This window comes from Pseudomonas sp. FH1, from assembly GCF_000510895.2.
Lineage (GTDB): Bacteria > Pseudomonadota > Gammaproteobacteria > Pseudomonadales > Pseudomonadaceae > Aquipseudomonas > Aquipseudomonas azotoformans_A.
In genome coordinates this window covers 1-21,849 of record NZ_AOHM01000006.1, presented here as the reverse complement: position 1 = coordinate 21,849, position 21,849 = coordinate 1, and the positions used below count along the sequence as shown (strand labels likewise).

The window sequence follows — 21,849 nt, the reverse complement described above, 5'->3', positions numbered from 1 at the left end:
TGCAGAGCGCTGGGGCGCGTCACAAAAGTGTGCCAATCTGATCGGCCCTTCACCTCAGGCACAGCCCATGTTTAACCTTCGTGTGATGACCCCAGCCGACTACGACGCCGTCCTCGCGCTCATGCAAGGCACTCCCGGCATCTCCCTGCGCGACGCCGACTCCCGCTCCGCCACCGAGCGCTATCTGGCACGTAATCCCGATATGAGTTTTGTTGCCGAAACCGAAGGTCAGTTGATCGCCTGTGTGATGTGCGGCCACGACGGCCGTCGCGGTTACCTGCAACACTTGTTGGTACTGCCGGACTATCGCCGTCAGGGCATTGCGCAAGCCCTGGCGCAACGCTGCCTCGACGCGCTGGCGCAGCAGGGCATTCACAAATGCCACCTCGATGTGTTCAAGACCAACATCAGCGCCGCTGATTATTGGCAAGGCCAAGGCTGGAAGCTGCGCACCGACATTGACCGCTATTCCTTCACCCGCGCCGGTAATGAGAACGCCTAGAACTCCCCGGAATACTTCACCGCCGCCGCCGCCCGCGACGGTACATCCAGCGTGCGCAGCAGCGACGACACATGGATGCGCACGGTAAATGGCGAGATATCCAGGGCCTTGGCGATTTCCTTGTTGGTCTTGCCCTGGGCGATCAGGCGCAGCACGTCCTGCTGGCGGGCGGTGAGGGTGTGGGTGTCCAGCGGCAGCAGGCCGGAAGGGGCGAACTTGACCAGTACTTCGCCTTCGCGGATGGCCAGCAGCGCCTGGCCGATCTCGTCGGGGGCGATGTTCTTGCCGATGAAGCCGTCTGCGCCCAATGCCATCACTTGATCGATCAACGCCGGGTCATCCACCATCGACACCACGATCAACGTGGTGCGCCGCAGTTGCTGGCGCAGGTCGACCAGTTGGCTCATGCAGGTCAGGCCGGGGAAGCGCAGGTCGAGGATCAGGGTGTCGACCTCGCCGCCTTCGCGGATCAGCGCGAGTACCCCGTCGAGGTCGCCGGCTTCCTGCACCGCGGCGTCCGGCAGCAAGCGCTGCACGGTGCGCAGCATGGCTTCGCGAAACATCGGATGGTCGTCGGCGATGATGATGCGACCGGTCATGTGGGTGCTCCTTCCTGGGGCAAGGCTGTGCGGTCGCATGCTACCTTACCACCGCGTCCGAGGCCTGCCTGTGACGCAAGTTGGATTTGTTGATTGCCGCACAAGGACGTAACCCCATGAGTCTTGAGACCAACTCCGAACTCGACCAGGCCAACCTGCGCATTGTGGTTGCCTCCATCGCTATCGTTTACATCAGCGTGTTGGGCTTTCTGCCCGGACAGTCGGTGGACACTTACCTGCCGGTGATCCTGTATATCTTCCTGTTCCTGCTGGCCTCCATTGTGTTGCGCCAGGTCATCGTGCGCTGGCCTGGGCATTACCCGGCGCGGCGGATTTTCGGGATGCTTCACGACTACACCGGCACCTCGTTCGGCATGGTAGTCGGTGGCGAGGCAGCACTGCCGTTGTATGCGGTGATGGTGTGGGTCAACCTCGGCAATGGCATGCGCTACGGCTCGCGATACCTGGCGATTGCCACGGCGTTGGCGTTGTTGGCGTTGGTGGTCGTGTATCGGCTCACGCCGGTGTGGCAGGCGCAACCCTTCATGGTGTTGATGCTGATGATCACCAGCACGGTGATCCCGGTGTACGCGCATATCCTGCTGGAGCGCACGCGCAAGGCGTCCGAGCAAGCCATCGCCGCCAACCTGGAAAAATCCCGTTTCCTCGCCCAGGCCAGCCACGACCTGCGCCAGCCGATCCACTCCATCGGCCTGTTCACCGCGTGCCTGCGCGAAGCGCGCCTGGGTGATGAAGAGCGGCGACTGGTGGACAACATCGACCGGTCGCTGCTGAACGTGTCGCAACTGTTCCGCTCGATTCTCGACCTCTACACCCTCGATAACGGCCGTCTGCTGCCCAAGTACCAGGCGGTGCACCTGGGCGAGTTCCTTGCCGACCTTGTGCGGCAGAACGCCGAGGCCGCGCGCTGGGCCGGTGTGGAGTTGCGCCTGCGGCCGTGCGCACATTGGGTGTTGGTTGACCCGGCGCTGCTGGCGACCATGGTGCAGAACGTGCTGTCCAACTGCTTCAAATATGGCGCACAGCGTCCGGTGCTGATCGGCGTGCGTATCCGCGACGGCGGTTTGGCGGTGGAGATTCATGACCGGGGGCGGGGGATTGCCGAGGAGCATCTGTCAAAGGTCTTCGAGGAGTTTTATCGGGTACGCCACCTGCGTGACAAAGACGTCGAAGGCGTGGGCCTCGGGCTGTCCATCGTCAAGCGCCTGGGGCAGTTGATGGGCGTGCACGTGAGCCTGCGCTCACGGGTGGGCCGTGGCACTTCCGTGAGCCTGCATGGCCTCACTCTGGCCACCGCGCCGCGTGCAACAGCACCGCGCGACGACACGCGCCAGGCCGGGTTGCTCACCGGTTTGAAGGTGTGCCTGGTGGAAGATGACCACAACGTGCTGCTCGCCACCCAGGCGCTGCTGGAGCGCTGGGGGTGCGAGGTGCAGGCGGAGTCTTCGGGGCGTGATCTGGTCAGTGACTGCGACATCATCGTCGCCGACTACGACCTGGGCAACCACGCCACTGGCATCGAATGCATCGACGCCCTGCGCGAACAACGCGGCTGGGCGGTCCCGGCGCTGATCCTCACCGGGCACGATGTGGAGAAAATCCAGGCCGCGTTGCGCGACCGTCAGATCGCCATTCTCTCCAAGCCTGTGCGCCCCACTGAACTGCGCGGTGTCCTGCGGGAACTGAGCCAGGAGGCGGTTACTGGGTAAAGCCCTGGAGTGGGTTGCCGCGTGCACCTTTGGGCTGGCAGTAGGCGGCAGGTTTCATCATGCCGAAGCTGGCCACGGCAAACATGCCGCCGCTGGCACCGCTGGGCACCGAGCAGTTGTACTCCCCGGATGCCGCGCTGGCCACGTAGTAGGTGGTCATCGAGTCGCTGCGCACGTTGGAGATACGCTTGACCGGTTCGCCCAGGTTGGTTTCCGACAGCGTCTTGAGATGGTCTTCAGTAGGCTTGATATTGCTGCAGCCGGCCACGCCAATGATCAAGGCGCCCAGCAGGGTGAGACGGGTAACGGAGGATTGCAGTTTCATGGTGCTTCTTCCTTGGGGTTGTTATGGTTTTTCCAGCGCACAACGCGCCCACGCGCAAGGGATGCACGGTGCCGGGAGAGCGTTGGAAGTGCCGGGGAATATAGCGCCGCAAGGGAGAAGGGTCGATTAGCACAAGTGTGCTAATGGCACGATGATTTCATGGAGGAGGCGTGAAATGTTGGAGATAAAACGGGCGACCCCAGGGGACGCCCAAGTGGCGTTCGACATCCGCTTGCAGGCCATTCGCAGCCAATGCATCGGCGCTTATACGCGTGAGCAAATGCTGTTGTGGACGCGGGGCAGAGCCGAGGATGGTTACAGCGCGCTGATGGGTAAACCGTTTTACCTGGGCTGGCTGAACGGTGAGGCGGTCGTCACTGGAATGCTTGACCCGGACAACCACGAAGTCGGCGCCCTGTTCGTATTGCCCGAGTGCAGCGGTCGCGGATATGGCAAGGCAATGCTCGACCACCTTGAGACGGTGGCGCGGGAGATGGCGATTGAAACCGTGGTGCTGGATGCGACGCTGAATGCGGCGAGTTTTTATCGGGCGTGTGGGTATGTGGGGGATGAAGAGGCGGTTTATCACTCGCCGTCGGGTCTGGAGTTGGCGTGTATCCCGATGAAGAAAGTGATTTTGCTGAATGGTGCTCAGCGCTGACGTCCAAGGTTTGTTATGTGTTTTTCGCTCCGCCGGTCACCCTCAAGGCGCGATCAGGAAACGCCAATGGTATAGCCCTCCGCGCATTTTTTAAGTTGTCATCGTGCCGGGAGGCTCCAGGAGAAACCGCATGACCCTCTACACCGCAGGCTATGAGGGCCTGTCCATTGACGCGTTCATCGCTCGTCTCAAACAGGCCGGTATCGACAAAGTACTCGACGTGCGGGAGTACCCTCTGTCGCGGAAAAAGGGTTTTTCGAAAAATGCCTTCGCCCAGTGCCTGGCCGCTGAAGGTATTGCTTACGAGCACAACCGATCGCTGGGATGCCCAAAACCGGTACGCAAGCAGTACAAAGAAGATGGCAACTGGGCCAGTTATGCCCGTGATTTCCGAGCTTACATCCGCACGCAGACGCCCGTGCTGGAAGAGCTACTGTCCAGTGTTGTTGACCTGCGAATCTGCATGGTTTGCTATGAGGCAGACGCAAGCTTCTGCCATAGAAGCTTAATCGCCGAAGCGGCTCAGGCGTTGGACAACACTCTGACAGCACAACACCTGTCCGTTAAAGCAGGCGCATTTGATGAGCATCTTCGGTCTGTCGCTTAGGCGGGTAGATCAGGCTGACAATCAACCACTGTCCAGGGAAGCGATGGAGGGTGCCCATTAGCAGCATCAGGTCCTTCGCAGGTAATTCAGTTTCCAGTTTGCGTCGAAATGGGCCTTCCCATCCGTTGGGGCCATGTTTGCGATAAACATTGCGATAGAGCTGGCTGGCTTCCCAGTCGACGATTTTATGGGTGTGGGATTTGGTTTCCCCGTCTGTCAGGCATTCGTAAGTGTAGTGGAAGTCGAACGGCACTTTTTCCAACATCCTGATACTTGCGCGCTCCTGATCTTCAAACAGGCTGGGCTAGCGTTGCATGGACTCCAGTTTGTCAACTTCCTCCGGCGTCCATTTCTCGGACGCTGACTTCTGAATACGCAACGCGGTAATCCTGAACGGCTTGACCAGGCCCAGCGTAACGCCGCTGTTGATCCTGGCAGTTTCCAGTGCATCAAAGTTGTCATAAACCGTCAGCTTATCCAGCCATTCTCTTCGTTCATGCCACTCTCCCGCGGGCAGGATGTTTCCTGGGCAGATGCTGTCTACGCCTATCTTATGGCTCTCTGGTCTATGGGCAGATGGGTTTCTTTCGATGAGCGCCTCTATCCATTGCCATTTGGAAAACTGCTGGCTCCCGGTAATCAGGCGAAAGGGTACGGGGTACAGGCGTATGAGATTACCGTTTCGTCCATGCCGGCTACACACGATGTTTCGGCAAATCTAGCACTGGGCGACGGGTAGGTTTTGCATAAAATCAGGATTCGAACTTTGTGCTTCATGAGTACGCCTATCCAAAGGTCTTTTCTGAACTGTATCCCGACATCGCGGACCTGCCAGAAAGACTTGTAACGGCACATGCATAAAGAATTCGAACCCTGACTTGGCGTTAAGTGTGGCGTGGATGATTTACCCCACCGGCAACTCCCCCGTCACAATCGCCGTGATCAAAAAGATGAAAAACATCGGGATCGACCACTTGAAGAATTCCTTCTGGTACTCCCCGAACGTCATCTCCGTACGGTTCATCAGCAGGAACAACCACGCCACCGTCGGGCTGGCATACCGCAGCGCCTGCCCCATGAACGACGCCACTCCGATCTCGGTCGGGCTGATACCGAACTTGTAGGCAATGGGCGCCACCACCGGCAGGATGCCGAAGTAGTAGGCGTCCACCGGCAAGGCATAGCAGGCGAGGGCGCCGAGGAAGGCGAAGATCAGGGCGGTGTGGCTGCCCATGGAGTCCGGGATCAGGCTGGCCATGTGTTCGGCCACGGCGCCGGCCATGCCGCTGCCGTTGAAGATGCCCAGGAAACACCCCGCAGCCAGGATGATCGAGGCCACGGCCACGGCGTCGCCACCGTTGGCGGTGATGCGTTCGCGTTGTTCCACGGCGCTGTAGTTGACGGTCAGCGCAATCGCGGTACCCAGCATGAACACCACGGCACCGCTGGCCCAGCCGGCAATGAGGATAACCAGCATGCCCAGGGTCAGCGCCAGGTTGAACAGGAACAGGCGCGGGCGCTTGAGTGCTTTGTCGTGGTCCTTGATAACATTGACCATCTGCAGGATTTGCTCGGGCGTCACGATGCCTTTTTCACCCTTCACAAAGCCCAGGCGTTTGCGCTCCTTGATGCCCATCAGGTAGGCCATGAAAAACACGTAGAGGAACGACACGCCGAGAATCGGCAAGATCGCCACGAACAACGTATTGACCTCCACATTCAGCACCGCCGCCGCGCGTGCCAGTGGACCGCCCCATGGCAAGCAGTTGCCCAGGCCGCACGGCAGGATGATCAGCATCGCCAGGTTCGACAGCTTCATACCCATCTGTTTGTACAGCGGCAGGAACGCGGTGGTGATGATCAAGATGGTGGTGGTGCCGTCGCCGTCCAGGGTGACCACGGCCGAGGTAAAGGCTGTGACCAGGATGATTTTCAGCGGGTCGCCGTTGGCCTTGCGAATCAGGAAGGTGCACAGCGGATCGAACAGCCCGACGTTCATCATCAGGCTGAAATACAGCACGGCAAACAGGATCATCACCGTGGGGTTGACCGTGCCGAGGGAGACCTTGCCGGCCTCGTTCTGCGAGTAGAACAGGCCCTCGCGTACCCACGTCATGATGGTGCCCATCGGCACGCCGTTGAACAGGCACACCAGCACCCCAACGGCCAGCGATACCACGATCAGGCCGGTGAATGGCGAGAGTTTTTGCTTGATGACCAGCAACAGAAACGACGTGATCAACACATAGCCCAGAACTGTCAGCATCTGAACGTCTCCACAATATTATTTTTATAGTGAGCGCAGCGGGTTGGGGTGCCAGGCACCCCGGGTGCAGCCTTGGGCGTTACTGGCCTTCCAGCAGTTGGGTGACCCACGCCGGGGCCAGTGGGGGAAGAGGCAGGCCGCTGTCTCGGCAGCGAGTGTATTCGTCGATCACCTCGCGGCGCTGGTTTTCATACGCACTTTTTTTCTCGGAGGCCTCCAGCACTTCCAATAGCCGCGCGCGGGGCACCACGGTGACGCCGTCGTAATCGCCGAACACCAGGTCTCCCGGCGCAACTTCCACACCGGCACAGGTCACGCTGGCGTTGATCTTGCCAGGGCCTTGCTTGCCGGGGCTGCGTTGCATGAAGCCCTTGGCGTAGATCGGGATATCCAGTTGTGCCAACGGCACCTTGTCGCGCACACAGCCGTCGATGACCATGCCGGCCAAGCCCACGGCCTGGGCGGCGCCGGCCATCAGGTCGCCGATGTAGGCGCGGCCGGGGTAGGCTTTGCCGGCCACCACCAGCACGTAGCCCGGCTGGCCCTGGTACACGGCCACGTGGATCGGGAAGTTGTCGCCGTCTTCGGTGTCGACGGTGTAGGCGGTCCCGAGCATCACCTTGCGTTCATCCAGCGGCATAAGGTCAGCGTCCATACAGCCGTTGCGCGGGATGCCGAGGCTTTGCATGCCGTCGCACAGTTGTGCGGGGCTGAGTTGGCGGAAGCGCTCCAGCAAATCGTTCGGGATCAAATCGGGCAGGGGGAAGTACTGTTCAGTGTTCATGGCAGGTTCTCAGGCGTGGGCAGTCAGGTGGGCGATGGCGGTGCGAAAATCCATGTCGCTGCCATCGGGGCCGAGCAGGCTGGCCCAGTCGGTGGCGGCCAATTTATCCAGCTGGCCTTGGGTCGCACGGGTCATGGTGGCGTCCACGCCAGCGGCTTCGAGGGTGGTGACCGCATCGTCCATTTCCGCACTGCGGCGCTTGGCGTGGATCAGCGTGCGGGCGGTGAAGGTATTGGCCAGTTGCTCGACGGTCTTGCCGTTCAACGAGTCGCCGAGGGACGCGACCAGCGTGTCCAGCACGCCGAATTTCTCGCCGGCCTGGAAGGCTTCCAGCAGCAATTGCGGCAGGCCTTTCATGACCACGCTCTTGAGCATTTTGATGGCGGAGGCGGCACCGGCTTCAGCTTCCAGCACGGTCAATTGCATGCCGCGTGGCGTGAAGGCTTCGGCAAACGCAGCAGCACCGCTGCCGGCCAGCAGCATCGGCACGCGGTGGTTATTGCCGGGGACGGTGCCCATCACGGCGCTGTCGCAAAAGCCTACGCCGGCAGGGCGCGGCAGCTGGTCGATAGCCTGTTTGACGGTAGGCGCGGCGGAGTTCATATCGACGTAGGTTTGCCCTGCCACCAACAGCGGCAGGACTTTACGCGCGATGCCCAATGCGCTGCTGGCGCTGGTCAGGCACACCACGAAGCGCGCGTCACGGCAGGCGTTTTCCAGGGAGTCGAAGAGGGTGACGTGCTGCTGGTCGGCGCGTTGCTGCAGGGCGGGGCTGACGTTGGCGTCGAACGCACATATCTGTAGATCGCCCGTGGTGCGCAGGCCGGCGCAGAGGTGGTAGGCGGCTTCGCCAAACCCGATGAAGACGATATCCATGCAGTGTTTCCTTCATTGTCTTTGTTATTGATGAAGGAAGAGCAAGGGCTGTGCCATGGCTTTAATTGTCATTAAAAACAATAAGTTGAAATTAAGCGTGCGGCCTTGAGAGGGTTTGGTTGATTTCAGAGTCTTTCAAATAATTGCAGGCTGAAATAATCTGCAATCCTCGTCCGCGCTAATCGAGCCCCGCCATGCAAGGCACCATCGCCGTCATTTCCCCCTCCAGTACCCTGACCGCCGTGATGCGCTGCATTCTCGGCCAGCGCGGGTTGTCGCTGGGGGTGGTCGAAGCGGCGCAGCACGACGCGGTACTCAAGGCCCGCGAGTTGATTGCAAGCGGCGTCAGCGTGATCATCAGCCGTGGGCGTACCGCCAGCGTGTTGCGCGAACAGTTGCGGGTGCCCATCGTTGAGGTCAAGCACACGTTTTTCGACTGCATCAACGCTTATCACCGGGCGCAGCAGGTCTCGGCCAGGATCGCCTTTCTGGCAACGTCCGAGGGCTACGCGACCATCCTGGAAAAAGCCCGGCCCTTCATGCCGGAAGTCGCGATCTGCCGGATCGACCCGCTGGGCAGCCATCAAACTACAGAAGCGCAGCTGGACCGTTTGCTCGCCGAGGGCATTGAAGTGGCGATTGGCGGGCTTTCATTGCGTCAGGCGGTAATTGCGCGCGGCATGCACTACATCATGTCCGAAGCCGATGCGGATGCCGCCGATGAAGCCATCGACGAAGCCCTCCATCTCTTGCAGGTCGAGGAAGAGCGGCGGCTCAAACGCGTCGAGCTGCAAAGCCGCTACGAGATGATCCAGTCGATCCTCAACTGTGTGTCCGAAGGCATCTTCAGTGTCGACAGCCAGCGCACGGTCACCAATATGAACAGCGTGGCCACCGCGTACCTGGGCAGCCTGGCAATCGGCGACAGCATCGACGGCCTGCTGACCCAGGACTACTTCAGCCAGGTGCTCAACCATGGGCGCCCGGTGCGGGGTGCGCTGATCACCTTGGGAAGGTTGTCACTGACCCTGAGCATCGCACCGATCACCTTGGACAACCTCGTGATCGGAGCCGTCGCCACCCTGCAAAACCAGACCGAAATCACCGCCATCGAACGCAAGATGCGTCGCCAGTTGGCCCGCCAGCACCTGGCCGAAAAAAACTTCGACGACATTATCGGCAGTAGCCCGGCGCTGGCCAAGGCCAAGCGCCTGGCCCTGACCTACGCGGCGGTGGACAGCACAGTGATGATCGAAGGCGAAACCGGCACCGGCAAAGAGTTGTTCGCCCAGAGCATCCACAACGCTTCGCGCCGCAAACACGGGCCGTTCGTGGCGATCAACTGCGCGGCGTTTGCCCCCGGCGTGCTGGAGAGTGAACTGTTCGGCTACGTCAAAGGCGCCTTCACCGGCGCGCTCAACGAAGGCAAGGCAGGCGTGTTCGAACTGGCACACACCGGCACGCTCTTCCTCGATGAAATCAACGAAACCTCCACCGACATTCAGGTCAAGCTGCTGCGCGCGTTGCAGGAGCGCAAAGTGGTGCGTATCGGTGACGACAAGGTCACTCCGGTGGATATCCGTATCATCACCGCCAGCAACAAAAGCCTGCCGAAATTGATGGTCCAAGGGCTGTTTCGCGAGGACTTTTTTTACCGTATCTGCGTGCTCAAATTGCACCTGCCGGCGCTGCGTGAACGTCGCGCCGACATCCCCGAACTGGTGCGCCACCAGTTGCGCAGCCTGCCGATGGACACCGCCGAGCCGTCGCAAGCACTGCTGGCGCGCCTGAGTGGTTACCCCTGGCCGGGCAATATCCGGCAACTGGGCAATATCGTCGAACGGCTGGCGGTGATGAGCCAGGGCCGGCCGTTTGCACAGCCGTGGCTGGAGGACGTGCTGGAGGATCTTTCGGCGGACGTGCCGGTTGCGCAGGACGCGCCCATCAGGAGCGAAAAGGCGCTGCTGCACGAAGTGCTCACCAGCGTGCGCGGCAACCGCGAAGAAGCGGCCAAACGCTTGCAGATCAGCACCACCACGTTGTGGCGGCGAATGAAGAAATACCTGGATGAGGACCCTGGGTGTTTTGACAGTGCGCGCTACTGACCCGCAAAGGCTACGCGCAACCGCTCCATCACTCGATGCACGGTGTCTCCCTGGATGTGTGGTGGCGTGGGACTTTCGCCAAACTCACGCCATACAAACAACGTCAACTCAGCGCCATCGGTCAATGTTTGCGCCAGTCCCTGTTTGCCGAAACCCTGCAGCAGCCGATAGCGCTCGTCCCGCCAAAACGCTTCCTCCACCCAGTCGTACACCGGGATGAAATGAAAATGCAGCGGGAACCCCGGCATGTGCCCGTAACGGCTGATGTACAGCCATTTCGGTTTCAGCTGCGCTTCCATCACCCGCTGAGTCTTCGCCAGCAACCCACCTAATTCGGCGAGCGCCGCCTCCGGCATGTCGGCCAGGGAGTGGATCGGCGCCTTGGCGCCCAGCATGAGGTAGCCGGGCAACGCCGAAGCCAGATGGTGGTTGAGCAGCCAGTGTTCGGTTTCGTGAAGGATGTACGCGGGGTCGATGTGCATAAGCGAATCCAGGGGAGCGTTGCGAGCAGGATACCTGTATCCCAAAAAAGCGTTTGATCTGTGCCTATCGCCCGTTGCTTCAGATGAATAGCCTCAAGCCTCGCTAACCAACCTTCGAGCTCATCATGGAACTCACTGCCGTCCCCTTTGGCACTACCGACTGGTCCACTGTCGAACCCGTGATTCATCCGGGCGTTATCGGCAAGGCGTTATGGCGCACCTGCCACTTCGGCACCACCCGCGTGCGCATGGTCGAATATACCCCCGGCTACCTGGCGGATCACTGGTGCTGAAGAGGGCATATTCTGTTGTGTCTTGAAGGCGAGTTGCACACTGAATTGGAAGACGGTCGTCAGTTCACCCTGACGGCCGGAATGAGTTATCAGGTGGGCAATGACATGGAAGGTCATCGCTCATCGACGAGTATTGGCGCGAAGCTGTTTATTGTGGATTGAGGCGCACGATCAACTTGCCGAAATTGCGCCCTTCCAGCAGCCCGATAAACGCCTCGGGTGCCTGGTCCAGTCCGTCGACAACATCCTCGCGCCATTTGAGTTTGCCTTCAGCGATCCACTGCGCAGCTTCTTTCAAGAATGTGTCCTGTTGCTGATCGACAAATTCGGTCTGGATAAATCCGCGCACGGTCAGGCTCTTGGCGAGGATGTCATGCATTGTTGCGGGCAATCGGTCGATCGTTGCTTCTTGAAGGGCGCCATCGTTGTAATGGGCGATCAGACCGCACACGGGTATCCGTGCAAAATCATTGAGTAGCGGTCGCACGGCGTCCCAGACTGGCCCGGCGACGTTTTCAAAGTACACGTCGATACCCTTGGGGCACGCCTTGGCCAGCTGTTCGGCAAAGTCCGGGGCGCGGTGGTCTATGACTGCATCAAAGCCCAGTTCGTCCTTCACGAATGTGCACTTGTCCACTCCACCGGCAATGCCCACGGCGCGTGCACCGTGCAGGCGAGCGATCTGGCCGACCACTGAGCCGACTGCACCGCTCGCCGCTGCGACGACGACCGTGTCGCCGGGTTTGGGCTTGCCGATATTAAGCAGGCCGGCATAGGCCGTGAACCCCGGCATGCCCAGCACGCCAAGGGCGGTGGTCAGCGGTGCGATGCCTGGGTCCAGGCGGCGCAGGTCTTGCCCCTCAGACAACGCGAAGCGCTGCCAGCCGGCGTAGGCCAAGACGAAATCGCCTTCGTGCCAATCGGCATGACGTGAGTGTTTGATACGCGCCACGGTGCCACCGACCATCACTTCACCGATGCCCACCGGCTCGGCATACGATTTGGCGGCACTCATGCGCCAACGCATGTAGGGGTCGAGAGACAGGTAAAGGTTTTCCAGCAGCACCTGTCCATCGACCGGCTCTGGGATGGGTGCGTATTCGAGGCGGAAATCGCTGGTCTTCGGTCGGCCATCGGGACGAGCGGCCAATACGATGCGTGGGTTCTGGGTGTTATCCATGATGTGTCTACTCACTGATTGAACAGGCTGAGCAGCGTAGTCATACGGTGGGTATCAAGGTAGGCTGATAGCAGTTGATTCAGAGTTATGCCAAACATGATATCCGACGCGTTTGAACCCTATTTGCTGCATACTTTTGTTGCGGTGTGTCATCACGGCAGCCTCAGTGGCGCTGCGCAACAGGCGGGCAGGGCACAATCGGCGCTAAGCGCGCAGATTCGCCGGCTGGAGGAGTTGCTCGGTCAACGCCTGCTGCGTCGCACCGGGCGTGGTGTAGTGCCGACCACTGAGGGCGAATTGTTGCTCAGCTATGCCACACGCATTCTGGCGCTCGGCGAAACGGTGGCGACACGCTTGAAGGAACGTACGGTGATGGGCACGGTGCGCGTCGGCCTGTCGGAGGACATCGCCGTCTCAGCGTTGCCGGCTGCCCTGGGCCGTTTACGCCGTGCCAGCCCCCACGTGCACCTGGACATCACCGTGGACCACGGCGATGCCCTCGCTGAACGCTGGCACGATGGTTTGCTCGACGTGGCCGTCGGCGTGAGCTCGGTATTTGCCGCCGACCCCGTGCATACCTGGAACATGCCGCTGTATTGGGTGTGTGGGATCGATGATGAGATCGACCCGGCGTCGGCGTTGGATGTGATCGTGTATGCCGAACCCTGCGCGTGGCGGCGCCTGATGTTCGACGCGTTGTTGGCCGCCGGCCGCGATTTTCGCGTGACCGTCACCAGCCCGAATATCGGCGTGATCATGGCTGCCGTGGAAAGCGGCCTGGGCGTCGCATTACTGCCGGCAGAAAATATTCGCCCGGACACCCTGCGTGTGATCTCGCTGGGCCCCAGCGGTAGTCAGGCCTTGAGCGTCAATTACGGATTGTTCGCGGTACCACGTCAAACCGACAGTATTCGCGCAACGGTCGACTTGCTCAGCGAGAGTTTTCACCTGATGACGCAGCCAAGGCCAGGTGGCCTGATCCCTTGCGATACACCCCACCCAACTCCCGCGCCAACCCAATGAAGTTCTGCAATGGCGCCGACGGATTGAACGTGCGTCGCACCAGCGTGATCGGCGCCAGCAGCTTGGGCCGTGCGTCTTTGATCCGGCAATACACCACGCTTTCGCGGTGCACATCGCGCATCGACGCCGGGACCACCGAGATGCCTTCGCCAGCGGCTACCAGGCTGACGTTGGTGAGCATGCGTTCCACTTCAAAGGCGATTTTCGGTTCGAAACCGGCGTTCTGGCAGGCCTTGATCAGGTTCGCGTACATCCCCGGCGCGCCGGGGCGGCGTACCAGGATGAAGCGTTCATCCTTGAGGGCTGCGAGGGGAATGGCGCTGCCGGGGGTGTTCAGCAGCGGGTGGCCGATGGGCAGGGTCAGCAGCATTTCTTCATTGAGCAGGCGATGGAACGTCAGGCTCTGGTGCGTACTGACCGGCGCGCGCAGGATGCCGATGTCGATGCGTTTTTCGACACTGTCTTCGGTCACTTCGCGAGCGCTGCCTTCGTTGATCGACAACTCCACGCCGGGGTAGCGCTCGCGGTAGGCACGGATGATCCGAGGGATCAGCGGATGGGCGGCGGCGGAGCTGGTAAAACCGATCACCAGCGTGCCTTCGATGCCCTGGGCGGCGCGGGAGGCTTTGAGCGAACCCTGTTCGACACGGGCGAGGATGATCCGCGCTTCATCGAGGAACACCAGGCCACCGGCGGTAAGGTCGACGCCCTTGGGGTGGCGCTTGAACAGGTCGAACCCCAGTTCGGTTTCGAGGGCGCGGATCTGTTGGCTGAGGGGCGGTTGTTGCATGTTCAGGCGCGCGGCGGCACGGGTGAAATGTCGCTCTTCAGCCACCATGATGAAATAGCGTAAATGGCGAAGTTCCATGGTGGTATATCCCGTGACAAGACTTTATTATTTGCGGCCGGCAGCGACCGTGGCGCCCAATATGCCCAAAGCGGCAAGGGGCGACAATAACAATAAATAAAAACAGGCTGGAGTAACGATGCCGACCCGATACGCCAAGAACGGAACCCTGCCTATTCTGATTGCCATCGTACTTGGCATGATGTTGGGCCTGGTTTATCCGAACCTGGCGATTGAGATGAAAGTGCTCAGCGACGCTTTTATCAAGATGGTCGGCTGGTTGATGCCCTTCCTGCTGTTTGTGCTGGTGTCCACCGGGGTCGCCGGTATCAAGCGCGAGCCGCATCACCGCCATGTCGTGCGGCGGATCATTCTGTATTTCCAATTGATGTCTTGTGCTGCGCTGATGCTCGGCATGGCCACCGGCTGGGTGTTCAACCTGGAACACAGCGCGTTGCCGACGCCACCCGTACTGCCGGAAAACTTCCTGCATGAGCTGTCGCTGCTGTCGGCTTCCTCGACGTTGTACCGCGTGTTTACCCAAAGCCTGGTCTTGCAAGTGATGTTTGCTGCGATGGTCTGCGGGTTGCTGCTGGGGCGGGGCAGTGCGCTCGGCAATCGCTGCCTGGGCTGGCTGGAAACGGCGGTGCAAGGGCTGTTCTACGTGCTGCGGATTATTCTCACGTTTGCCCCGTTGGCAGCGTTTGGGGCGATGGCCTTCGTGGTGGGTAAATACGGTGTGAGTTCAGTATTGCCCCTGCTGAAGTTTGTCGTGGTTATTTATCTGGTCAGTGCACTGTTTGTAGTTTTAGTGTTCGCCACTATTACGCGCCTGGTCGGGGTGAAGTTATCCCGATTGATTGTGTATTTAAAAGAAGAGTTATTGCTGGTGACATTTACCGGCTCTTCTGTCGCCGCACTTCCAGGCTGCGTGAATAAACTTGAAGCGCTGGGCTGCGACCGGCAATTAGTGCGCCTGGTATTGACCACCGGCTACACCTTCAACCTGGCCGGCACCAACCTGTACCTCACCACCGCGATCATGTTCCTGGCCCATATGGCCGGGGTCGAGATCGCCTTGCCGGAGTTGCTCGCGGTGCTGGTGATCTGCCTGGTGACGTCGCTGGGCTCTACCAGCGTGGCGGGTTCGGCGTTGTTCACCCTTATCGCCACCTTGAACATCCTGCAACTGGTGCCGCTGGAAGGGGTGGGGCTGCTGCTGGGGGTGGAACGCTTGATGAAGTGCCGCTCGTTGACCAATGTGCTGGGCAACTGCGTGGCGTGCCTGGCGATTTGTGGGTGGCAGCGATCGATTGATCGTGGGGTGTTGCAACGGGAGCTGTCATGAACTGGCTTTATGTAGTGAGCGGGCTTGCCCCGCGCTGGGCTGCGCAGCAGCCCTTAAACCATTCACCACATTCATCCAGACCGAATGCAGTGTTTTTAAAGGGCTGCGTCGCAGCCCAGCGCGGGGCAAGCCCGCTCACCACAGTAGGAAACCGCAACATTTAGGATTGGGTGTTAGCCCTTAAGCTTATCGAAGGCCTTATCGAGATTTTCTTCAGCGCCCTTGAGCTTCTCACGCCGCTCTTTCAACCACTGCTGATCGCCTTCCAACGTCTTGCGCGCCTCCACCAGCATGCGCTTGACCTCTTGCGGCTGCGGCCCGCCCGTGCCTTTGCGGGTCTGCACCATGGTGGTTGGCGACAGCGCCGCACGGAAGCCGGCCTCGTCCAGCGGCAAGGTATTGGGCGTCCACTTGTACTTGTCCGCCGCCTGGCGATACAGCTTCTGCGCGTCGGCGTAGGGGAAGGTTTTCGGCGTGGTGCCGTTGCTGCGCGCTTCGGTGACGATCAGCGAGGCAAAGCTGTGGCCAATCCGGAACGGCACCTTGAACTGGCGCTCCAGGGTGTCGGCCAGCTCCATTGAGGTGGTCCATTCCGATTCCAGTTCTTCCAATGCGCGCTGCGGGTTGATCTGCAGCGCGTCGAGCACGGCATCCATGCTTTCGAACATTTCCTGGGTGGAACGGAATACGCCCAGGGAATCGAACGCGAATTTATAGTCGGTCATGCCGGTGGTGACGTTGTGCGCGCGCAAGGTCACCGCCTGGGCCAGGCCGACCACATCCGAGGCGGACTCTCGGGCACGCATCAGCAGGCCTGGGTTGCGTTTTTGCGGCATGGCGCTGCTGGTGTAAGTGGCTTCTTCATCCAACAGCAACCATGGGCGGATCTGGTGATACTGGGTGTGGATGTCGCCAATCATGGCGCCCACGCGAATCGCCGATGACGACGCCAGGTTGGCCGCCTCGATTGGGATGTCATAGGTCGATACCTGGCTGGAATCCAATGAATTCTCACGCACGCCATCAAAGCCCAGCAGCTCGGCCAAGCGCTCGCGGTTCAGCGGGTAGGCCGAATTGGCCAGCACGGCGGTGCCCATCGGGCTTTTGTTCAGGCGTGTGTACAGCTCGCGGATGCGCTGGCCGTCACGGTCGAACGCGGCCTCAAAGGCCAGCAGGTAATGCGCATAGCTGATCGGCATGGCCTGCACGCCGTTGGTGTAGGCCGGCACCAGGGTATCGACGTTCTTGTCGGCAATGTTCAACAGGCGCAGGCGCGTGGCGTTGAGGGCTTCGCTGTAGGCCAGCACCTGGCTGCGCAGGGCGGCCAGGCGGTAAGTGGCGAGCATGTCCTGGCGACTGCGGCCGGAATGAATCAGCGAGGCCTCGGGACCGATCTTGTCGGTCATGATCTTTTCCAGTTGCAGCACATCGCTCGGGCGCGTGCCGCCGGGCTGGTCGGCTTGGGCGATCGCATAACGCACGCCGCCAGCGATCTTCTGGCCCATCTCGGGTTTCACAATGCCTTCTTCGGTGAGCATCACGATCGAGGCTTTGTTGATGCGGTTGAGCCAGGCGAATTGAGTCTGGGTGGGATCGCCTTTGGCTTTGCGCTCGGTTTGCGCACTGTCCGGCGTGGCGCCGACTTTTGCCGCCTGGGCGGCGCATTGTTCGGTGGTGGTGCAGGGCAGCTCGCCGGTGTTGGCCGCGTAGGCGCCAACGCTGTTGAACAGGGCGAAAGCCACCGCCAGGTGCAGCAGGCTTTTAAGGGCGCGGGGGGATGTGTTCACAGGAATACCCGATTTATTGTTGGAATTGTGAGCCGTCAGGCTATCGAGTCTGTTTTCAGATTGAAAATATATAGTAAGTGTCGATGGCAGAGCTTTTAGGTATGGATACAGCATTGGATTGAATGCGCTAGCCCTGTAATGCTGTTCAGGCTTTGAAGCCTGTCTTCACAATGCTTGTGCTATACCGTTCATTTTCTGCGGAACCCTTTATGCGCCAGGATCAACTCGACGGGCTGGTGACCTTCGTTTGCGTCGCTGAACATGCCAGCTTTTCGGCCGCCGCCGTGCGCCTGGGTGTGTCGCCGTCGGCGGTCAGCCAGGTCATTCGCAACCTGGAGCGGCGCCAGGGCGTTGCGTTATTCAATCGCACCACCCGCAGTGTCAGCCTCACGGAAGCAGGTCTGGGCTTCCTGGCCAAGGTGCAACCGGCGGTCAGCGCCTTGACGGCTGCGGCCCTGGAAGTCGGTGACAGCAGCGGCTCACCCTCAGGCTTGCTGCGTCTCAACGTGCCGCGCGCCGCGTACATGACCGTGCTGCAACCGGTGCTCGCGGCATTTCTGCAGGTGCACCCGCAGATTGACCTCGAACTGACGATGGAAAATGCCCTGGTGGACATCGTGCGCCTGGGCTATGACGCCGGTATCCGTTTTGGCGATTTCGTCGAGCAGGATATGGTCGCGGTCAAGGTCGGCCCCGCTCTGCGCATGCGTGTGATCGCATCACCGGCCTACCTGGCGCGGCACGACGCACCGCAGCATCCCAGCGAATTGCTCCAGCACAATTGCATCACGTTTCGTGCGTCCAGCGGCGTGGTCGAGCGCTGGGACTTCGCCAGGGGCCTGGAAACCCTGCAACTGCCGGTGCGCGGGCGGATAATCGTCAACGACTCGTCGGCCTTGGTGCAAAGCGTGCTGGATGGCCTGGGCATTGGCTACATGATCAGTGGCCACATCGACCCCTTTATCGCCCGTGGTGAACTGGTCAGCCTGTTCGAGGACTGGTGCCCGGCCTTGCCCGGCTTCACCCTGTATTACTCCGATCGCCGTCGCGTGAGCCGCAAGCTGCGTGCACTGATCGACTTTCTGCGCGAGCCGTCCAGCCTCGCGCCGTCGCCACCACTGCAAGTACTTTAGTAAGTTTGCCTTCATAGCCTATGCGGGCTGGCGACGTTCTGTGCCGCACGGCGTGCTCCTAAGATGGTCCGTCCATCCTCAGGAGTTGTCCCATGGCCCAGACGCTGAATATCAATGGCACCCCGCACACTGTGGATGTCGATGACGACACGCCGCTGCTCTGGGTGTTGCGCGATGTGCTGGGCATGACCGGCACCAAGTTCGGTTGCGGCATGGCCCTGTGCGGCGCCTGCACGGTGCAGATGAATGGCACGCCGATCCGCGCGTGCGTGATGCCGGTGAGTGCGTTGGTGGGGGCCAGCATCACCACCATCGAAGCCATCGGCGAGACCCCCGCCGGCCAGAAGATCCAGGCCGCCTGGCGTGACTTGGAAGTGGTGCAATGCGGCTACTGCCAGTCCGGGCAGATCATGTCCGCCTCGGCGTTGTTGGCCAGCAACCCGAACCCCAGTGACAGCGATATCGACAACGCCATGGCCGGCAATATCTGCCGCTGCGGCACCTACGTGCGCATCCGTGCGGCGATCAAGCAGGCGGCCAGCGCATGATCACACGACGTGGTTTTCTTAAAGTCAGTGCCGCCAGCGGCGGTGGTTTGCTGCTGAGCCTGAGGTTGCCCATGGGGCAGGTTGTTGCGGATGAAACCGTGGTGTTTGCGCCGAATGCGTTTATCCGGATCGATCGCGACGGTCGGGTGACCTTCACCATCGCCCAGGTGGAAATGGGGCAGGGCACCTACACCTCGATCCCCGTGTTGATTGCCGAAGAGCTGGCAGTGCGCCTGGATCAGGTCACCCTTGAGCACGCCCCCGCGGATAACAAGCGCTATGCCAACCCGTTGCTGGGTTTCCAGGTCACGGGCGGTTCCACCTCGGTACGCAGTGCCTGGACCCCTTTGCGTCAGGCCGGGGCCACTGCGCGCACCTTGCTGCTGGAGGCCGCCGCCTTGTACTGGAACGTGGCGCCAAGCCGTTGCAGCGCGCGCGAGGGCGTGGTCTATCACGCCGACAGCCAACGGCAACTGGCCTATGGCGAATTGGTGCAAAAGGCCGCGACCTTGCCGCTGCCGGACAAGGTCGAACTCAAGAGCGCCGAACACTTCCAACTGATCGGCCTGACCCGCCAGCGCACCGACTCGGCCAGCAAGGTCAACGGCACTGCCCGCTATGGCATCGATGCGCGGCCTGAGGGCTTCAAGGTGGCTGCGATCATGACCTGCCCGGTGATCGGCGGCACTCTGGTCAGCGTCGATGACCACGCCGCGCTGTCGGTGAAGGGCGTGCTGCAGGTGTTGCGTACCGACACTGCCGTGGCAGTGGTGGCCGAGCACATGGGCGCTGCGCGCAAGGCCCTGGCGCTGCTGAGTGTGCAGTGGAACGAAGGCATCAATGGCCAGTTCTCCACGGCGCAGATGCTCGCGGATATTGAACAAGCCTCCCAGGCGGCGGGTGCGGTGGTGAAGACCGTGGGCAACGCCGAACAGGCGTTGGCCGGCGCCAGCAAGATCCTGGAGGCCGTGTACGAAGTGCCGTTTCTGGCGCATGCGTGCATGGAACCGGTGAACTGCACCGTGCATGTACGGCCCGATGGCTGCGACCTGTGGCTCGGCAGCCAGGTGCCGGCGCGGGCCCAGGCGGTGGCGATGCAGCAGACGGGCCTGGCGGAAAACCAGGTGCAGGTACACAACCATTTGCTCGGCGGCGGCTTCGGTCGGCGCCTGGACGTGGACTTCGTGGCCCACGCCGTGGCCTTTGCCAAGCAAGTGACATTTCCCCTCAAAGTCATCTGGTCGCGTGAGGAAGACACCCGCCACAGCACCTTGCGCCCTTACCATTTCAACCACCTCAGCGCCGGGCTCGATGCCAGCGGCAAACCCACCGTGTGGACCCATAAAGTCACCGGCTCATCGATCCTCGCGCGCTGGTTGCCGGAGCGCTTCACCCATGGCATCGACGGTGATGCAATCCGAGACCCCAGCGGCCCCTATGACTTCGCCAATATCGGCGTGAACTACGTGCGCCACGAACCGCCCGCGGGCATTACCACGGGTTTCTGGCGGGGAGTGGGGCATACCCAGAATGTGTTCATGGTGGAAGGTTTTATCGACGAACTGGCCCATCTGGCCGGGCAGGATCCGATCGTCTATCGCCTGGCCCTGCTGGACAAACATCCGCGTGCGCGCAAGGTGCTGGAGGCCGTGGCGCAACGCGCCCAATGGGACACGCCGCTGGCGCTAGGACGTGGTCGGGGGGTGGCATTGACCTTTTGTTTTGGCACCTACGCGGCGCAGGTGGCAGAAGTCAGTGTGGAGGCGGGCCAGGTGCGGGTGCACAAAGTCACCTGCGTGGTGGACTGCGGCGGAGCCATCGTGCCCGACAGCGTGGTCGCGCAGATGCAGGGTGGGGCAATCTTCGGCCTGACGGCGGCGTTGTTCGGCAACATCACCTTCAAGGACGGACGAGTGGAACAAGCCAATTTCGACAGCTACCGCCTGCTGCGGATGAATGAAGCGCCGCTGATCGACACGTACCTGCTGGACAGCGAGGAAACACCGGGCGGGATTGGCGAGGTGTCGACGGTGACGATTGCCCCGGCGGTGGTGAACGCGGTGTTTGCGGCGACGGGTAAGCGCGTGCGCCGGTTGCCTATTGTTGTGTGACTGATTCGAGCAGGGCTTTGTGGTGGGCAGGTTTGCCCGCTCACCACAGAAGCCCGTGCCTCAATGCATCTTGCTGTGGTCCATCCCATCCACGCCACGGGCCGGGGCCTTCACTTCAATCGCCTGCTTTTCGCCCTTGGCATTTTGTACGGTGAGGGTCAGCGGTACTTGGTCGCCTTCCTTGATCTGGCCGGTCAGGCCCATCAGCATTACGTGGTAGCCATTTGGGTCGAGGGTCACGGCCTTGCCGGCGGGCAGGGCTACCGAATCCACCGGGCCCATGCGCATGACGTCGTCCTTCATGCTCATTTCATGGATCTGCACGTCCTTGGCCACCGGCGAGGCCACGCTCAGCAGTTTGCTGTCAGTGTCGGCGGTGACGGTCATGAACGCGCCGCTGGACGGCTGGCCCGGCACGGTGGCGCGTACCCAGGCGTCGGTGACTTGCACCTGGGCGCTGGCGTGGGCGGCGAGGCCCAGCAGGGTCATGCCGATGAGGGTGCGTTTGAGGTGTTGAACGGCAGTCATTAGCAGACCTCCATGACGGTGAGCAGGTCTTCTGCGCACTCTTTAGCGGTAAGGGATGCCTGCAGGCCCAGGCGCAGGTTGCCACGGGTGTCGAACACGAAACTGGTGGCGGTG

21 protein-coding genes and 2 pseudogenes are annotated in these 21,849 nt (G+C 61.0%); 11 read left to right on the top strand and 12 right to left on the bottom strand.

The window, feature by feature from the left end; all coding sequences use genetic code 11:
* Positions 1-67 precede the first annotated feature (67 nt).
* Positions 68-502, top strand: a complete 435-nt coding sequence (locus H096_RS02760) for a GNAT family N-acetyltransferase (protein ID WP_033896670.1) — start codon at positions 68-70, stop codon at positions 500-502.
* Here the strand turns inward: H096_RS02760 and H096_RS02755 are convergent.
* Positions 499-1,101, bottom strand: a complete 603-nt coding sequence (locus tag H096_RS02755; RefSeq protein ID WP_033896669.1) for a response regulator transcription factor — start codon at positions 1,099-1,101, stop codon at positions 499-501. The genes H096_RS02760 and H096_RS02755 overlap by 4 nt on opposite strands.
* 116 nt (positions 1,102-1,217) lie before the next feature.
* Between H096_RS02755 and H096_RS02750 the strand changes: the two genes are divergently transcribed.
* A complete protein-coding gene (locus tag H096_RS02750; protein WP_033896668.1) occupies positions 1,218-2,831 on the top strand; it encodes a hybrid sensor histidine kinase/response regulator in 1,614 nt (537 codons plus the stop codon).
* Here the strand turns inward: H096_RS02750 and H096_RS02745 are convergent.
* Positions 2,821-3,156: a hypothetical protein gene (locus H096_RS02745; RefSeq protein ID WP_033896666.1), complete on the bottom strand. Its 336-nt coding sequence runs from the start codon at positions 3,154-3,156 to the stop codon at positions 2,821-2,823. The two genes, H096_RS02750 and H096_RS02745, sit on opposite strands and share 11 nt — an antisense overlap.
* A gap of 175 nt (positions 3,157-3,331) precedes the next feature.
* On the opposite strand from H096_RS02745, the gene H096_RS02740 reads away from it, so the two are divergent.
* Together H096_RS02740 and H096_RS02735 are read left to right on the top strand one after the other, a co-directional pair.
* The gene (locus H096_RS02740; RefSeq protein WP_033896665.1) at positions 3,332-3,817 is read left to right on the top strand and encodes a GNAT family N-acetyltransferase; all 486 of its coding nucleotides are present in this window, start codon (positions 3,332-3,334) and stop codon (positions 3,815-3,817) included.
* A gap of 130 nt (positions 3,818-3,947) precedes the next feature.
* Positions 3,948-4,424: a DUF488 domain-containing protein gene (locus H096_RS02735; RefSeq protein WP_033896664.1), complete on the top strand. Its 477-nt coding sequence runs from the start codon at positions 3,948-3,950 to the stop codon at positions 4,422-4,424.
* On the opposite strand, the gene H096_RS34335 is transcribed toward H096_RS02735, so the two are convergent.
* The 4 genes from H096_RS34335 to H096_RS02715 all read right to left on the bottom strand — a co-directional run bounded on the left by H096_RS34335 (position 4,381) and on the right by H096_RS02715 (position 8,350).
* The gene (locus tag H096_RS34335; RefSeq protein WP_206542891.1) at positions 4,381-4,689 is read right to left on the bottom strand and encodes a hypothetical protein; all 309 of its coding nucleotides are present in this window, start codon (positions 4,687-4,689) and stop codon (positions 4,381-4,383) included. The two genes, H096_RS02735 and H096_RS34335, sit on opposite strands and share 44 nt — an antisense overlap.
* Positions 4,690-5,328: 639 nt before the next feature.
* Positions 5,329-6,690: a citrate:proton symporter gene (locus H096_RS02725; protein ID WP_033896663.1), complete on the bottom strand. Its 1,362-nt coding sequence runs from the start codon at positions 6,688-6,690 to the stop codon at positions 5,329-5,331.
* A 79-nt stretch (positions 6,691-6,769) separates the two neighbouring features.
* Positions 6,770-7,474: an S-adenosylmethionine--2-demethylmenaquinone methyltransferase gene (locus tag H096_RS02720; RefSeq protein ID WP_033896662.1), complete on the bottom strand. Its 705-nt coding sequence runs from the start codon at positions 7,472-7,474 to the stop codon at positions 6,770-6,772.
* A 9-nt stretch (positions 7,475-7,483) separates the two neighbouring features.
* Positions 7,484-8,350, bottom strand: coding sequence for a DUF1932 domain-containing protein (locus H096_RS02715; RefSeq protein WP_033896661.1), 867 nt, complete (start codon positions 8,348-8,350; stop codon positions 7,484-7,486).
* A gap of 194 nt (positions 8,351-8,544) precedes the next feature.
* Here H096_RS02715 and H096_RS02710 point away from each other — a divergent pair, with 194 nt between their 5' ends.
* Positions 8,545-10,455, top strand: a complete 1,911-nt coding sequence (locus H096_RS02710; protein ID WP_033896659.1) for a sigma-54-dependent Fis family transcriptional regulator — start codon at positions 8,545-8,547, stop codon at positions 10,453-10,455.
* Here the strand turns inward: H096_RS02710 and H096_RS02705 are convergent.
* Entirely contained in the window at positions 10,449-10,937 is a 489-nt protein-coding gene (locus H096_RS02705) for an HIT family protein (RefSeq protein WP_033896658.1), read from the bottom strand. The two genes, H096_RS02710 and H096_RS02705, sit on opposite strands and share 7 nt — an antisense overlap.
* Before the next feature lie 125 nt (positions 10,938-11,062).
* On the opposite strand from H096_RS02705, the pseudogene H096_RS02700 reads away from it, so the two are divergent.
* Positions 11,063-11,392, top strand: a pseudogene (locus H096_RS02700) (DHCW motif cupin fold protein).
* Here H096_RS02700 and H096_RS02695 read toward each other — a convergent pair.
* Entirely contained in the window at positions 11,379-12,410 is a 1,032-nt protein-coding gene (locus H096_RS02695) for an NADP-dependent oxidoreductase (RefSeq protein WP_033896657.1), read from the bottom strand. The pseudogene H096_RS02700 and the gene H096_RS02695 sit on opposite strands and share 14 nt — an antisense overlap.
* Before the next feature lie 87 nt (positions 12,411-12,497).
* On the opposite strand from H096_RS02695, the gene H096_RS02690 reads away from it, so the two are divergent.
* Positions 12,498-13,433, top strand: a complete 936-nt coding sequence (locus H096_RS02690) for a LysR family transcriptional regulator (RefSeq protein WP_033896656.1) — start codon at positions 12,498-12,500, stop codon at positions 13,431-13,433.
* Here the strand turns inward: H096_RS02690 and H096_RS02685 are convergent.
* A complete protein-coding gene (locus tag H096_RS02685) occupies positions 13,342-14,301 on the bottom strand; it encodes a LysR substrate-binding domain-containing protein (protein WP_033896655.1) in 960 nt (319 codons plus the stop codon). The two genes, H096_RS02690 and H096_RS02685, sit on opposite strands and share 92 nt — an antisense overlap.
* Before the next feature lie 118 nt (positions 14,302-14,419).
* On the opposite strand from H096_RS02685, the gene H096_RS02680 reads away from it, so the two are divergent.
* On the top strand, positions 14,420-15,628 hold the full coding sequence (locus H096_RS02680) for a cation:dicarboxylase symporter family transporter (protein ID WP_033896654.1): 1,209 nt from the start codon (positions 14,420-14,422) through the stop codon (positions 15,626-15,628).
* 173 nt (positions 15,629-15,801) lie between these two features.
* Here H096_RS02680 and H096_RS02675 read toward each other — a convergent pair whose 3' ends face one another.
* Entirely contained in the window at positions 15,802-17,415 is a 1,614-nt protein-coding gene (locus tag H096_RS02675; protein WP_033896652.1) for an argininosuccinate lyase, read from the bottom strand.
* 209 nt (positions 17,416-17,624) lie between these two features.
* On the opposite strand from H096_RS02675, the gene H096_RS02670 reads away from it, so the two are divergent.
* The 3 genes from H096_RS02670 to H096_RS02660 all read left to right on the top strand — a co-directional run bounded on the left by H096_RS02670 (position 17,625) and on the right by H096_RS02660 (position 21,207).
* The gene (locus H096_RS02670; protein WP_033896651.1) at positions 17,625-18,548 is read left to right on the top strand and encodes a LysR family transcriptional regulator; all 924 of its coding nucleotides are present in this window, start codon (positions 17,625-17,627) and stop codon (positions 18,546-18,548) included.
* Between the two features lie 92 nt (positions 18,549-18,640).
* The gene (locus tag H096_RS02665) at positions 18,641-19,096 is read left to right on the top strand and encodes a (2Fe-2S)-binding protein (protein ID WP_033896649.1); all 456 of its coding nucleotides are present in this window, start codon (positions 18,641-18,643) and stop codon (positions 19,094-19,096) included.
* The gene (locus H096_RS02660; RefSeq protein ID WP_033896647.1) at positions 19,093-21,207 is read left to right on the top strand and encodes a molybdopterin cofactor-binding domain-containing protein; all 2,115 of its coding nucleotides are present in this window, start codon (positions 19,093-19,095) and stop codon (positions 21,205-21,207) included. Before H096_RS02665 ends, H096_RS02660 begins: the two co-directional genes overlap by 4 nt.
* Positions 21,208-21,267: 60 nt before the next feature.
* On the opposite strand, the gene H096_RS02655 is transcribed toward H096_RS02660, so the two are convergent.
* Complete coding sequence (locus H096_RS02655) at positions 21,268-21,735, bottom strand: copper chaperone PCu(A)C (RefSeq protein WP_033896646.1); 468 nt, start codon at positions 21,733-21,735, stop codon at positions 21,268-21,270.
* Positions 21,735-21,849: pseudogene (locus tag H096_RS02650) on the bottom strand (SCO family protein); the annotation flags it as partial. The gene H096_RS02655 and the pseudogene H096_RS02650, both read right to left, overlap by 1 nt.

What these genes read in the sequence shown, in the direction of transcription:
- H096_RS02760 (WP_033896670.1), top strand. Translation starts at nt 68, where the DNA reads ATGTTTAACCTTCGTGTGATGACCCCAGCCGACTACGACGCCGTCCTC.
- H096_RS02755 (WP_033896669.1), bottom strand. Translation starts at nt 1,101, where the DNA reads ATGACCGGTCGCATCATCATCGCCGACGACCATCCGATGTTTCGCGAA.
- H096_RS02750 (WP_033896668.1), top strand. Translation starts at nt 1,218, where the DNA reads ATGAGTCTTGAGACCAACTCCGAACTCGACCAGGCCAACCTGCGCATT.
- H096_RS02745 (WP_033896666.1), bottom strand. Translation starts at nt 3,156, where the DNA reads ATGAAACTGCAATCCTCCGTTACCCGTCTCACCCTGCTGGGCGCCTTG.
- H096_RS02740 (WP_033896665.1), top strand. Translation starts at nt 3,332, where the DNA reads ATGTTGGAGATAAAACGGGCGACCCCAGGGGACGCCCAAGTGGCGTTC.
- H096_RS02735 (WP_033896664.1), top strand. Translation starts at nt 3,948, where the DNA reads ATGACCCTCTACACCGCAGGCTATGAGGGCCTGTCCATTGACGCGTTC.
- H096_RS34335 (WP_206542891.1), bottom strand. Translation starts at nt 4,689, where the DNA reads ATGTTGGAAAAAGTGCCGTTCGACTTCCACTACACTTACGAATGCCTG.
- H096_RS02725 (WP_033896663.1), bottom strand. Translation starts at nt 6,690, where the DNA reads ATGCTGACAGTTCTGGGCTATGTGTTGATCACGTCGTTTCTGTTGCTG.
- H096_RS02720 (WP_033896662.1), bottom strand. Translation starts at nt 7,474, where the DNA reads ATGAACACTGAACAGTACTTCCCCCTGCCCGATTTGATCCCGAACGAT.
- H096_RS02715 (WP_033896661.1), bottom strand. Translation starts at nt 8,350, where the DNA reads ATGGATATCGTCTTCATCGGGTTTGGCGAAGCCGCCTACCACCTCTGC.
- H096_RS02710 (WP_033896659.1), top strand. Translation starts at nt 8,545, where the DNA reads ATGCAAGGCACCATCGCCGTCATTTCCCCCTCCAGTACCCTGACCGCC.
- H096_RS02705 (WP_033896658.1), bottom strand. Translation starts at nt 10,937, where the DNA reads ATGCACATCGACCCCGCGTACATCCTTCACGAAACCGAACACTGGCTG.
- H096_RS02695 (WP_033896657.1), bottom strand. Translation starts at nt 12,410, where the DNA reads ATGGATAACACCCAGAACCCACGCATCGTATTGGCCGCTCGTCCCGAT.
- H096_RS02690 (WP_033896656.1), top strand. Translation starts at nt 12,498, where the DNA reads ATGCCAAACATGATATCCGACGCGTTTGAACCCTATTTGCTGCATACT.
- H096_RS02685 (WP_033896655.1), bottom strand. Translation starts at nt 14,301, where the DNA reads ATGGAACTTCGCCATTTACGCTATTTCATCATGGTGGCTGAAGAGCGA.
- H096_RS02680 (WP_033896654.1), top strand. Translation starts at nt 14,420, where the DNA reads ATGCCGACCCGATACGCCAAGAACGGAACCCTGCCTATTCTGATTGCC.
- H096_RS02670 (WP_033896651.1), top strand. Translation starts at nt 17,625, where the DNA reads ATGCGCCAGGATCAACTCGACGGGCTGGTGACCTTCGTTTGCGTCGCT.
- H096_RS02665 (WP_033896649.1), top strand. Translation starts at nt 18,641, where the DNA reads ATGGCCCAGACGCTGAATATCAATGGCACCCCGCACACTGTGGATGTC.
- H096_RS02660 (WP_033896647.1), top strand. Translation starts at nt 19,093, where the DNA reads ATGATCACACGACGTGGTTTTCTTAAAGTCAGTGCCGCCAGCGGCGGT.
- H096_RS02655 (WP_033896646.1), bottom strand. Translation starts at nt 21,735, where the DNA reads ATGACTGCCGTTCAACACCTCAAACGCACCCTCATCGGCATGACCCTG.